At 66.6% G+C, this 11869-nt stretch carries 10 protein-coding genes; 5 read left to right on the top strand and 5 right to left on the bottom strand.

Going from position 1 to position 11869, the window contains the following annotated elements:
- Window positions 1-28 precede the first annotated feature (28 nt).
- Both U5A58_RS34670 and U5A58_RS34675 read left to right on the top strand, forming a co-directional pair.
- Window positions 29-781 (top strand): Crp/Fnr family transcriptional regulator, encoded by a 753-nt coding sequence (locus tag U5A58_RS34670; RefSeq protein ID WP_321964793.1) that lies wholly within the window; start codon window positions 29-31, stop codon window positions 779-781.
- Window positions 782-900: 119 nt separating this feature from the next.
- On the top strand, window positions 901-1287 hold the full coding sequence (locus tag U5A58_RS34675; RefSeq protein ID WP_321964755.1) for a DUF4148 domain-containing protein: 387 nt from the start codon (window positions 901-903) through the stop codon (window positions 1285-1287).
- Window positions 1288-1295: 8 nt separating this feature from the next.
- On the opposite strand, the gene U5A58_RS34680 is transcribed toward U5A58_RS34675, so the two are convergent.
- The gene (locus tag U5A58_RS34680; protein WP_321964756.1) at window positions 1296-3080 is read right to left on the bottom strand and encodes a penicillin-binding protein 2; all 1785 of its coding nucleotides are present in this window, start codon (window positions 3078-3080) and stop codon (window positions 1296-1298) included.
- A gap of 219 nt (window positions 3081-3299) precedes the next feature.
- A complete protein-coding gene (locus U5A58_RS34685; RefSeq protein WP_321916086.1) occupies window positions 3300-4847 on the bottom strand; it encodes a methyl-accepting chemotaxis protein in 1548 nt (515 codons plus the stop codon).
- 437 nt (window positions 4848-5284) lie between these two features.
- On the opposite strand from U5A58_RS34685, the gene aepX reads away from it, so the two are divergent.
- From aepX to U5A58_RS34700, 3 genes are read left to right on the top strand one after another with little or no spacing between them, the layout of a single operon-like run.
- A complete protein-coding gene (gene aepX, locus U5A58_RS34690; protein ID WP_321964757.1) occupies window positions 5285-6973 on the top strand; it encodes a phosphoenolpyruvate mutase in 1689 nt (562 codons plus the stop codon).
- Complete coding sequence (gene aepY, locus U5A58_RS34695) at window positions 6970-8169, top strand: phosphonopyruvate decarboxylase (RefSeq protein ID WP_321964758.1); 1200 nt, start codon at window positions 6970-6972, stop codon at window positions 8167-8169. The genes aepX and aepY overlap by 4 nt, the downstream gene beginning before the upstream one ends.
- Before the next feature lie 10 nt (window positions 8170-8179).
- The gene (locus U5A58_RS34700) at window positions 8180-9247 is read left to right on the top strand and encodes a 2-aminoethylphosphonate aminotransferase (RefSeq protein WP_321964759.1); all 1068 of its coding nucleotides are present in this window, start codon (window positions 8180-8182) and stop codon (window positions 9245-9247) included.
- 106 nt (window positions 9248-9353) lie between these two features.
- Here the strand turns inward: U5A58_RS34700 and U5A58_RS34705 are convergent, their stop codons facing one another.
- The 3 genes from U5A58_RS34705 to U5A58_RS34715 form a co-directional block, all read right to left on the bottom strand.
- Window positions 9354-10583 carry a PepSY-associated TM helix domain-containing protein gene (locus U5A58_RS34705; protein ID WP_321964760.1) on the bottom strand — a complete coding sequence of 410 codons (1230 nt, stop codon included), beginning with the start codon at window positions 10581-10583 and terminating at the stop codon, window positions 9354-9356.
- A gap of 271 nt (window positions 10584-10854) precedes the next feature.
- The gene (locus U5A58_RS34710) at window positions 10855-11004 is read right to left on the bottom strand and encodes a hypothetical protein (RefSeq protein ID WP_167337693.1); all 150 of its coding nucleotides are present in this window, start codon (window positions 11002-11004) and stop codon (window positions 10855-10857) included.
- Window positions 11005-11131: 127 nt separating this feature from the next.
- The gene (locus U5A58_RS34715; protein ID WP_321916051.1) at window positions 11132-11719 is read right to left on the bottom strand and encodes a nucleotidyltransferase family protein; all 588 of its coding nucleotides are present in this window, start codon (window positions 11717-11719) and stop codon (window positions 11132-11134) included.
- Between the last annotated feature and the right edge of the window lie 150 nt (window positions 11720-11869).

Genomic DNA, 11869 nt, shown 5'->3' on the forward strand with positions numbered 1-11869 from the left:
CCAGGAAAGCGCGATGTCGCAATCCATTATGCCCCCGGACGGGACACCGCCCGCCCGCGATTCGTGGCGCGAAGGCGAGCGCATCGACGCAGCGAATATCGCGCGTCTCGCCGCCTTGTTCGAGCGCTGCGTGTGGTTTCGCGCGCTCGCGCCCGAGCATCGCGAGTGGGTGCTGGCGTCCTCGCATGCCCAGGGCTATGCCGCGGGCGCGATCGTCGCCGCGCGCGAAGCTCCCTCGGACTGGTGGCTCGGCGTGAGTTCGGGCCTCGTGAAGCTGGCGATTTTCAATGCTTCAGGGCGCGGCTGCACATTTTCGGGTGTGCCGCATGGCGGCTGGTTCGGCGAGGGGAGTGTGATCAAGCGCGAGCCGCGCAAGTACGACGTGATCGCGCTGCAACCTTCGCTCGTCATGGCCGTCGCCACCGAGACGTTCCACCGCCTCATGGACTGCAGCCTGCCGTTCAACCGCTTCGTGATCCATCAGCTCAACAATCGCATGGGCGAGTTCATTGCGCTGATCCAGAACAGCCGTCTGCTCGACGTCGATGCGCGCGTTGCGCAGTCGCTCGCGCAGATGTTCAATCCCGACCTTTACCCCGAAACGGGGCGCGCGCTCGACATCTCGCAGGAGGAGATCGGCATGCTGGCGGGCGCGTCGAGGCAACGGATCAACCAGGCCCTGCAGACGCTCGAGCGCCAGGGGCTCGTCGCGCTCTCCTATAACCGCGTGGACGTGCTCGATCTCGACGGGCTGCGCGCGTTTGGCCGCGACCAGATTTGAGGACCGCAGAAGTCCTTATCAATCTTGCGAGGAATAGAAGACTCTCTCCTGCGTAAGCCGGTTTTTATGCGTGGCCGCGCTACGTAGACTTTGCTCATCGAGTTCATACGGAGAGCAAGGTGAAGAACGTAATGCTACGCGCGGCGCTGGTTTCGATGATGGCGATCGTTCCGGCGGTGTCGTTTGCCCAGGCCAACAGTACGCAAAACGCCGCGCAAAACGGCCCGGTGACGCGCGCCCAGGTACTGCAGGAATTGGTCGATCTGGAGTCGGTGGGCTACAACCCGGCTTCGGCGAATGACGTCAACTATCCGGAAGATGTGCAAAGCGCCATGCACAGGCTTGCCGAAAAGCGCGCCAACGAAGCGCGCCTCGCGCAGGCGCGCCAGCAGCAAGAACAGGTCGCGCAGTCGGGTTACGGTGCGCCGCCCGCGCAGAACGGCGAAGCCGGTGCGGCCGCCGCGGTGTCAGGCAGCGAGCCGCCGCCCGCTTATCGCCACCATTGATTGCGACGCTAACCGCGCCCAGAGCCAGGCTTCGCGCCGTTCGCGCCCTTGGCGCTCTCGGGTGCGGCCGCGACATCGGGTGGCACGCCGAGCAGTTGCAGCGTGCCTGCCGTCACACCGGAGAACACCGGTCCCGCGACCGTGCCGCCATAGAACGCCTTGCCCGCAGGGTCGTCGATCATCACCGCCACGATCACGCGCGGCGCGCTCATCGGCGCCATGCCCACGAAGAGCGCGCGATAGCGGTTCTTCGCGTAGCCCGCGCCGATCTGCTTGCGCGCGGTGCCCGTCTTGCCGCCCACCCGATAGCCATCCACGTTCGCGGCGCGCCCCGTGCCGCCGTCGCTCGTCGCCATTTCGAGCATCTTGCGCATGGCGGCGGCCGTGGCCGGTGTCGTGACCGCGCGCGTGGCCAACGCCGTTGAACTGCCCGCGCCCGCTGGCGCATCGCGCAGCAGCGTGACCGGATGCAGCGTGCCGTCGCCGGCGTAGGCCGTGTAGATCTGCGCCATCTGCAGCAGCGAAGTGGAAAGGCCGTAGCCATATGCCATCGTCGCCTGTTCGATGGGGCGCCAGCGCGCCCACGGCCGCACGCGGCCAGGCGCCACGCCCGGGAACGTGACACCGGGCTTCTGCCCGAGTCCGTACTCCTGATACTTGTCCCAGATGGTTTGCGCGGGAAGATTCAGCGCGAGCTTGGCGAGTGCGATGTTGCTCGACTTCTGGATCGCTTCGGCCACGGTCATGCGGCCGTGGTTGGACGTGTCGTGGACCGTCGCGGGGCCGATGCGGTAGGTGCCCGGCGAGGTGTCGATGATCGTGTTCGCGTTGACCTTGCGCAGGTCCATGGCCAGCGAAACGACCACGGGCTTGATGGTCGAGCCGGGCTCGAACGTGTCGACCACGGCGCGGTTGCGCAGCTGCTTGCCCGTGAGACGCGCGCGGTCGTTCGGATCGAACGACGGCCAGTTCGCGAGCGCGAGGATCTCGCCGTTCTGTGCGTCGAGCACGACGACGCTGCCCGCTTCCGCATGGTTTTTCGCCACGGCAGCCTTGAGCTGCGTGTACGCGAGCTGCTGCACGCGACGGTCGATGGTGAGTTGCACGGTGTCGCCGTTGCGCGGCTGCACACGTTCGCGCGGCTCGGAGACGACGCGCCCGAGCCGGTCGCGGATCACCTCGCGCTGCCCCGGCGTGCCGCGCAGGCGCGCGTTCGCCGCAAGTTCGATGCCTTCCTGGCCGGCGTCTTCGATATCGGTGAAGCCCACCACGTGCGCGGCCGATTCGCCTTCGGGGTAATAGCGCTTCGAGTCGGCGATCAGGGTGATGCCGCCCGTGCCCATCTCGTCGATGTGCTCGGCGGTGCTAGCGTCCACCTGGCGCTTGAGCAGCACAAAGGAGCGGTCGCCGGCCACACGCCGCTCCACTTCCGCGAGCGGCATGTCGAGCAGGCGCGCGAGCGGCGCGTGCGCGGCGGCGTCGAGCACGCGCGGGTTCACCCAGACTTCGAAGGTCGCGAGGCTCACGGCCAGCAGCGCGCCGTTGCGATCGACGATGCGCCCGCGCATGGCGTCGAGCTCCAGCGTGCGCTGGTAGCGCTTTTGGCCCTGCTTCACGTAAAAGCCGTGATTGGCGATTTGAATCCAGAACGCGCGCCCGGCCAGCGCAGCGAACGCCGCGAACGTGATGAACACGATGAACTTCGAGCGCCACGCGGGCAGGCGCGGCGCAAGCATCGGGTGGCGGGTCGCGGCCGCGTGCGGGTCGCGCGGCGGTTTCCTGGAGCGGATCATCGGCAAGGCGGGGTGGCTTGGCAGAATTACATTGTAAACATGATGTAATTGAATTGAAATGATAGGTGCGCGCGGCCGCGAGACGACTGGGCGCGCGTTGCGCGCCGTCATGCGGCGCGGGGGAGCGGGAGGGGCGTAAAGCAAACCGGGCCGCGAAAGCGGCCCGGAGGGAAGGGGGAGCGCGCGGCGGCGAAGTCGCGCCGCGGCGGGCAGAACGAGTTAAGCGTGCATCGGCAAGCGGAAGCTCGCGATCGACTCGCGCAGCACGCTCACCTGATCCTTGAGCGAATGGGCGGCGGCGGCGGCCTCTTCCACGAGCGCCGCGTTCTGCTGCGTCACCTGATCCATCTCGCCCACGGCGCGGTTGACCTGCTCGATGCCGGCGCTCTGCTCGCGCGACGCGTTGCTGATCTCTTCGAGGATCTCGTGCACGCGTCGCACCGACTGCACGATCTCGGTCATCGTCGAGCCCGCGTTGGTCACGAGCTGCTGGCCTTCGGTCACGGTGCCGGTCGACTTTTCGATCAGCGCCTTGATCTCCTTGGCGGCGGTGGCGGAGCGCTGCGCGAGGCTGCGCACTTCGGCGGCCACCACCGCGAAGCCGCGGCCCTGTTCGCCGGCGCGCGCCGCTTCCACGGCCGCGTTCAGTGCGAGGATGTTGGTCTGGAACGCAATGCCGTCGATCACACCGATGATGTCGCCGATCTGCTGCGAGCTCGTCGTGATGTCGCCCATGGTGCGCACCACGTCGTCGACCACGGCGCTGCCGCGCGTGGCGACGTCGGCGGCCTGGCTCGCGAGCGACGCCGCATGCTGGGCGCTATCCGCGTTCTGTCGCACGTTCGCCGTCATCTGATCCATGCTCGATGCGGTCTGCACGAGCGCCGCCGCCTGTTCCTCGGTGCGCTGCGAGAGATCCGTGTTGCCCGCCGCAATCTCGTTGGCGCCCACGTTGATGTTTTCCGCGCCGCTGCGCACGCGCGAGACGGTTTGCACGAGCGCCGTCTGCATCGTTGCGAGCGCACGCATCAGGCTCGCCTCGTTCGTGCCCTGCACTTGCAGGCGCAGCGTGAGGTCGCCCTGGGCGATACGGTTGGCTGCGTCCACTGCGCCTTCCAGCTCGCCGCCGATGCTGCTGCGCACGCTCTTCACCACGAGCACCATCACCGCGGTGGCGGCGGCACCCAGCAGGAAGGTCACGCCAAGCCAGCGCAGCAGGCTGTCGAAGAACTCGGCGCGTACGTCGTCCATGTACATGCCCGTCACGATCACCCAGTCCCACGGCGCGAAGCGTCGGCCGTAGCTCGTCTTGGGCACCGGTTCGCTGTGGCCGGGCTTGGCCCACAGGTAGTCGAGGAAGCCGCCATTCGGGCCGCTCGCCGCGCTCACGAGTTCGGTGAAGACGTGGGTGCCGGCGGGGTCGGTGAAGTCGGTGAGCTTCTTGCCGTTCAGCTCCGGCTTGATCGGGTGCATCAGCATGACCGCATTCGAGTCGTTGATGCTCAGATAGCCGTCCGAGCCGTAGCGGATCGAACCGATCACGGCGAGCGCCTGCTTTTGCGCGTCGGCTTCGGGCATGACGTTGCGTTGCGAGAGGCCGTAGTAGTAGTTCGTCACGCTCATCGCTTCTTCAACGAGCGTCGTGAGTTGCGCGCGCCGCTCGCGGACCATCGCCTCGCGGCTTTGCCAGGCGCCAAAGGCGACGATCAGCAGCAGGCCGATCCAGAGGATCGCGATCATCGAGCGGAGCTTCTTGTTGAGTGTCATCTTCTGCATGGTCGGTCGGGTATTCCAGAGAGGCTGCACGGCGGGCACAACGCAGGGGGAGAAACGAGGCCGTCTGTGTGTGTTTACGGCCCCCGCAAACGTGCGCGAGACCCAGGGGGAACCCTGCTTAGGCAGTGTTTCTTCATACAAATCAACGATCTTTGATCTGGCTCATAAGCGCGCATGTGACGCCGCGCTGAAACCCACGCGAAAACGCCGACAAAAGCCACAAATTTCACTGTATCTCCATGATTTGCCACTCTTTGTGGTGATCGACTGCGGATAGGAATCATTTCCGATATAGTCGCGACTTTGCACCCGGCCGGCCCGACTTCGAGGCCTGCGATGAGGCCGGGATGAAGGACTTTTCCCAACGATGCGACGCGCACGGCGCAGCCCCCGCTGCCGCCCTCATGACGTCCACTGGAGTAACAAGAATGAACGCACGCGAACCCCTGGTCCCCGCCGCTGTAGCCACCTCGCGCAGCGCGCGGCTGCGCCAGATGCTGACCAGCAACGAACTCGAATTCCTGATGGAAGCGCACAACGGCCTTTCCGCACGCATCGCGCGCGAGGCGGGCTTCAAGGCGATCTGGGGCTCGGGCCTCTCGATCTCCGCGCAGTTCGGCGTGCGGGACAACAACGAGGCGAGCTGGACCCAGGTGGTCGACAACCTCGAATTCATGGCCGACGCCAGCGACCTGCCGATCCTGCTCGACGGCGACACCGGCTACGGCAACTTCAACAACGTGCGCCGTCTCGTGCGCAAGCTGGAGCAGCGCGGCATCGCCGGTGTCTGCATTGAAGACAAGGTGTTCCCGAAGACCAACAGCTTCATCGGCGGCGAAGCGCAACCGCTCGCCGACATCGACGAATTCTGCGGCAAGATCAAGGCCGGCAAGGACTCGCAAACCGACGAGCACTTCTCGATCGTCGCGCGTGTGGAGGCGCTGATCGCGGGCTGGGGCATGGACGAAGCGCTCAAGCGCGCCGAAGCGTATCGGCAGGCTGGCGCGGATGCGATCCTCATCCACAGCAAGCTTTCGAAAGCTGACGAGATTCTCACGTTCGCGCGCGAGTGGGCGGGCCGCGGCCCGCTCGTGATCGTGCCGACCAAGTACTACAGCACGCCGACCGACGTGTTCCGCAAGGCGGGCATCAGCACGGTGATCTGGGCGAACCATCAGATCCGCGCGGCCGTTTCGGCCATGCAGGCCGTCACGAAGACGATTTACGAAACGCAAACGCTCGTCGATGTCGAAGACCGGATTGCTACGGTCAACGAAATTTTCCGATTGCAGGACGCCGACGAATACTCGGAAGCCGAGGACCGTTACCTTTCCGCTTCGTCGCGCGGCGCGGGCTCGGCGATCGTGCTGGCCGCGAGCCGCGGTTCGGGCCTCGACGCCTACACGGAAGACAAGCCCAAGGTCATGCTGCCCGTGGCGGGCAAGCCGCTGCTGCGCTGGCTCGTTGATGCGTTCAAGAAGCAGTCGGTCAACGACATCACCGTGGTGGGCGGCTACAAGGCCGAAGCCATCGACACCGCGGGCATCAAGCTCGTGCGCAACGAGCGCTACGCGCAAACGAACGAACTCGCTTCGCTCGCGTGCGCGGTTGGCGCGCTCGACAACGACACGGTGATTTCGTACGGCGACCTCGTGTTCCGCAGCTACATCCTGCGCGATCTCGTGGAAAGCGAAGCGGACTTCAGCGTGGTGGTGGATTCGTCGCCTGACTCGGAGAACAGCAGCACGCGCGACTTCGCATGGTGCTCGGCCGCCGACGAACGCGACCTGTTCGGCAACAAGGTGTTCCTCGAGCGGGTGGCGAGCGAACCGGCCGCGAACGGCTCGGCGGCGCATGGCCGCTGGATCGGTCTCGTGAACGTGCGCGGCGCGGGCCGCGCGAAGCTCGCGAAGAAGCTCGCGCAACTGCAAACGCGCGCCGATTTCGACACGCTCGACATGCCTGCGCTGCTCAACGCGCTGATCGCAGACGGCGAGAAAGTCGAAGTGCAATACGTGCACGGCCACTGGCGCGGTGTGAACGACCTCGAAGACTTCCGCCGCGCGGGCGATTTCGCCCATGCGCAAACGCCGCTGGGCGCGGAGGGCCAGGCATGATCGAAGCCGCACAGTTCGTCGAAGCGGCGCGCTCGCGCGGCTTCGAGTGGTACGCAGGCGTGCCGTGCTCGTACCTCACGCCGTTCATCAACTACGTGCTGCAAGACGACTCGCTGCACTACGTGAGCGCGGCCAACGAAGGCGACGCGGTCGCGGTCATCGCGGGCGTGGCGCTCGCGGGCAAGCGCGGCATCACGATGATGCAGAACTCGGGCCTCGGCAACGCCGTGAGCCCGCTCACTTCGCTCACGTGGACGTTCCGTTTGCCGCAACTGCTGATCGTGACGTGGCGCGGCCAGCCGGGCGTCAGCGACGAACCGCAGCACGCGTTGATGGGCCCTGTCACGCCGCAGATGCTGGAAACGATGGAAATTCCGTGGGAGACGTTCCCCACGGAAGCGGATCAGATCGCGGCGGCGCTCGACCGCGCCATCAGGCACATGGACGAAACGGGCCGCCCGTATGCGCTCGTCATGCAGAAGGGTAGTGTGGCGCCCTACGAACTCAAGGGCGGCGGCGCCATGCCGGCAAAGCATGCGCTGCCCGTCGCGCAGACAAAGTGGACCGGAAGGACGCCTGATCAACTGGCCACGCGTCAGCAGGCGCTCGAGCGCGTGATCGCCGCGACGCCTGCCGAGTCGACGGTGGTCGTCGCCTCGACGGGTTTCTGCGGCCGCGAACTCTACGCGCTCGACGACCGCTCGAACCAGCTTTACATGGTGGGCTCGATGGGCTGCGTCACGCCGTTCGCGCTCGGCTTCGCGCTCGCGCGGCCCGACCTGAACGTGGTCGCGCTAGACGGCGACGGCGCGGCGCTCATGCGCATGGGCGTGTTCGCCACGCTCGGCGCCTATGGCCCCGCGAACCTCACGCACGTGCTGCTCGACAACGGCGCGCACGACTCGACGGGTGGCCAGGCCACCGTGTCGGGGCAGGTGTCGTTCGCGAACGTGGCTGCCGCGTGCGGTTACGCGGACGCCGTGGAAGGCGACGACCTCGCGACGCTCGACAGCGTGCTCGCCGCCGCGCGCGAACGCGCGAAGGGCGCTTCGGGTGTCGCAGGCACACGCTTCGTAGGCCTGACGATTCGCCGCGGCACGCCCGACGGCCTGCCGCGCCCCACGATCACGCCGCCCGATGTGAAGACGCGCCTCATGCGCCACATCGGCGCGCTCGCTTACGAGTCTGCCAAATAAGGAATTCACGATGCTGCTGCTCAACCCCGGCCCGGTCACGCTGACCGAACGCGTGCGCCAGAGCCTTCTCCAGGAAGACCTGTGCCATCGCGAAAGCGAGTTCTTCGACGTGCAGGAAGAGGCGCGCACGCGTCTTGTGGGCGTCTACGATCTCGACCCCGCGCAGTGGCAGGCCGTGCTCATGACGGGTTCCGGCACGGCTGCGGTCGAAAGCATGATCTCGACACTCGTGCCTGCGACCGGCAAGCTGCTGATCGTCGAAAACGGCGTGTATGGCGAGCGCATTACGGCCATCGCGAAGCAGTACGGCATTGCGCATGAGGTCGTCAAGCACGACTGGATGCGGGCGCCGGACCTCGCGCGCATCACGGCCGCGCTCGACGCCGACAAGGCGATCACGCACGTTGCGATCATCCATCACGAAACGACCACGGGCCGCCTGAACGATCTGCGCGCGTTGGGCGAAGCGTGCCGCGCGCGCGGCGTGCAGATGCTCGTGGACGGCGTGAGCAGCTTCGGTTCCGAAGCGATCGATTTCGGCGACGCGAGCATCGCGGCGGTGGCCGCGACGGCGAACAAGTGCCTGCACGGCGTGCCGGGCGCGGCCTTCGTGGTGGTGCGCCGCGCGGCGCTCGCACAGGCGCATAGCCGCACGTACTATCTCGACCTCAAGCGTCTTGCCACGCTGCAGGATCAGCGCAACACGCCGTTCACGCCTTCCGTGCACGCGTATTACGCGCTCGTCGAGGCGCTGCGCGAACTCGCCGATGAGGGCGGCTGGCAGGCGCGTCACGCGCGCTATGCGGCGCTTTCGGAGCAAGTGCGTGCGGGGCTCGCCGCGCGCGGCATGGAGAGCGTGCTGCCGAAAGATGAATCGTCGGTCGTGCTGCGCGCGTTCCGCCTGCCCGCAGGCGTCGATTATCCGTTGCTGCATGACGCGCTCAAGGCGCGCGGTTTCGTGATCTATGCAGGGCAGGGCGGCTTATCGGCGGAACTGTTCCGCATTTCGACGATGGGTGACATTCACGCCGCCGATGTCGAGCGCTTGCTCGCGGCGTTCGATGAAGTGACGCGCTGAACGTAAGCATGGCGAGCTAGCGGTTTCGAGCCCGTCCGCAAAAAAGGCCTTGCAGCGAGTGATCGTTGCAAGGCCTTTTGTTTTGTCACGCACGTTTGTTTGCGGATCAGTTCGTGGCGCGCTCGCGCGTGCCGATCGTGCTGGCCGTCCTGGTTTGCTTCGCGGGCTTGCGCCGCGCACGCGCTTTCTTGAGCCAGATGAGCACGCCGGTCACGCTGAGCATCGCCACGACGAGACCGGTGAAGCTGACGGCGATACGGCCCGGCAGCCCGGCGATGCGTCCCGAGTGCAACGGAAACTGCGCCTGAAGGAAGATGTCGCCAGCGCTGCCTTTGCCGGGAATCTGCCTGCCGAGCACTTCGCCCGTGCGCGCGTTCATCATGAGCCAGGCGTTGCCGAGGCCCGCGTCGCCGTGATCCATGCCGGGTGCGTAGTAGCCCACGCCATACACGCCGGACGTGGGCAGCCCGAAGAGTCCGCCGGGCGGCGCCGTGATGCCTTCGCGGCGCCCCACGTCGGCGGCTTCGCTCACGATACGTTCGCGCGCGGTCGTGGCCTCTGCGGGCGTGAGCGCGGGGCCAGGCGCCACGATGCGGAACGGGTCCGGCGCGAGCGTCGAGAAAACCGACACCACCGGGCGCACGACCTGCGCGCCGAGATTCATCGAAATGGACGTGACAGCCACCACGATCAGGAGTCCCCAGAGCCACACGCCGCCCGAGCGGTGCAGGTCGAAGGTGAGCGCATAACCGCCGCGCTTCACGCGAAACGCGAGCGACTTGCGCCAGCTTTTCAGGCTCGGGAACGCGAGCACGATTGCGATGAAGCCGTCGAGCAGCCACACGATCCCCACCACGCCCATCGTCCAGACGCCGAAGTCGATGCCCATCTTCGTCGGCATGAACAGCGTGTAGTGGAGCTGGTAGAGGAACGGAATCAGGTTCTGGCGCGCAAGCGATGCCTTGCCCCACATGCGGCGCCCTTGCTCTTGACCCGTTACGGGGTCGAGTGCGACCTGGTTGAAGTCGAGCGCGTAGGGCGCCTCGCTTGCAGGATCGACGCGCGGCGCCACCAGCGCGATCCAGGTATGGCCGGGCTCGACGGCAAGCGGCATGAAGGTTACGACCGCGTGCGGTTCCTCGGCCTCGAGGCGCTTGGCGAGTTCGAGCGCAGGCAGCGGCGTGCCAGGCGTCGCGCTACGGAAGAACGACGGGTTGAGCAGCGCGTCGAGTTCGTGGTCCCACGCGATCACCGCGCCGGTGAGTCCGGCGAGGAACAGGAAGGCGGCGGTGCCAAGACCGAACCAGCGGTGCAGGCGGACCAGCAGCGGTCTCATGCGAAACCTCGGTTCGCCCGCCAGCGTGCGCGGGCGAACGCGATGACGATTGGGCTCACGGAAATCTTGAAAAATACTGCAAATAGGAATCGTTTGCATTCTACGGATCGACCGTCGAAGGCGCAAGCTTTGCGAAAGGCAGGGATATGGGGACGGAAGAAGGGCGGGGTGCGCAGGAAGCGCCGCGGCGCGTGCGAGCCGTCGTCGCGAGCGCCGCTACGGCCGTGAGGTGAGATGCCCGGCGCTGGCGGCCGGGTGTGCCATCAGCCGGTCAGACGGGGTCCTTGTCCGGCGGGCCCTCGGGCTGCTGGGGTTCGTCGTTGTGATGGCCCGGCGCCGGCGGGCTGAGCGGGTCGCGTTCGGGGTCCCGTGTCGGATCGGCGAGCGGATCGGGAAGCGGATTCGTGTGCGAGCAGATCATCGCGAGGTCCTCTTGCGCTAAAGCGGACGGCTGGAAGGTGCGCGTCAGCTTATAGCCTAGGCGATCGTTTGCATGCCAGGCACTCGCAATTGAACAATCGAACCATCTCAGCGCGTGGTGCGCCGGATCAAAGCCCGTTGAGGTCGGCTGGCGTGTCGACGTCGCGCAGAATGCCGGGGTCGTCGACTTCGACGCGCGTGAGCGGGTGCGCATTCAGCAGGGCGCGTGCGCCCGCGTCCCCATCGAGCGCGACGAGCGCTGCGCGATGCGGGTAGCCGAAGCCCACGGGATGTCCGCGCTGCCCGCGATAGAACGGTGCGACGAGCGATGCGCCGTCGTCCAGCGCACGCGCCACAGCTTCGATCGATGCGACGGCAATGCAGGGCATGTCGGCCAGCGCGACGATCCAGCTTTCCGCGTCATGATCGGTTTCCACGCCGGCAGCGAGGCTCGCGCCCATGCCGCGCGCGGCGTCGGGCGCGAACACGACGTCGCAGCCCGCGTCGTTGAGCACGTGCGCGAGCGTTTCCGCCCCGGGACGCACCACGGCGATCACTTTGGGCACGACACGCAGCAGCCGTTGCGCGGACTCGCGCGCGACGCATGTGCCTTCCGGGAGAGGGGCGAGGAGTTTGTTGCGCAGACCGTTGGGATCGAAGCGCGAGCCGGTGCCGGCGGCGAGCAACACGCCGGTGGCGAACGAAGCATAGGCCATGGGTGTGAACGCCCGCGAAGAGGGGGAGCAGTGATTGTGCGGCGCAAGCGCGCGCGAGGCAAGCCCCGCCCGCGCTATTTGCCTTGCGCCGCAAGGATTAGCCGCTCATGCACTATGCGGGTGCAGGATCGTCATTGCAGGCCGCACAGT

Origin of the sequence: Paraburkholderia sp. J7 (assembly GCF_905220155.1) — a bacterium.
Classification (GTDB): Bacteria; Pseudomonadota; Gammaproteobacteria; order Burkholderiales; family Burkholderiaceae; genus Paraburkholderia.

Excerpts from the sequence above, each read along its gene's own strand:
- U5A58_RS34715 (WP_321916051.1), bottom strand. The coding sequence starts at position 11,719 with ATGGCCTATGCTTCGTTCGCCACCGGCGTGTTGCTCGCCGCCGGCACC.
- aepY (WP_321964758.1), top strand. The coding sequence starts at position 6,970 with ATGATCGAAGCCGCACAGTTCGTCGAAGCGGCGCGCTCGCGCGGCTTC.
- aepX (WP_321964757.1), top strand. The coding sequence starts at position 5,285 with ATGAACGCACGCGAACCCCTGGTCCCCGCCGCTGTAGCCACCTCGCGC.
- U5A58_RS34705 (WP_321964760.1), bottom strand. The coding sequence starts at position 10,583 with ATGAGACCGCTGCTGGTCCGCCTGCACCGCTGGTTCGGTCTTGGCACC.
- U5A58_RS34680 (WP_321964756.1), bottom strand. The coding sequence starts at position 3,080 with ATGATCCGCTCCAGGAAACCGCCGCGCGACCCGCACGCGGCCGCGACC.
- U5A58_RS34700 (WP_321964759.1), top strand. The coding sequence starts at position 8,180 with ATGCTGCTGCTCAACCCCGGCCCGGTCACGCTGACCGAACGCGTGCGC.
- U5A58_RS34670 (WP_321964793.1), top strand. The coding sequence starts at position 29 with ATGCCCCCGGACGGGACACCGCCCGCCCGCGATTCGTGGCGCGAAGGC.
- U5A58_RS34685 (WP_321916086.1), bottom strand. The coding sequence starts at position 4,847 with ATGACACTCAACAAGAAGCTCCGCTCGATGATCGCGATCCTCTGGATC.
- U5A58_RS34710 (WP_167337693.1), bottom strand. The coding sequence starts at position 11,004 with ATGATCTGCTCGCACACGAATCCGCTTCCCGATCCGCTCGCCGATCCG.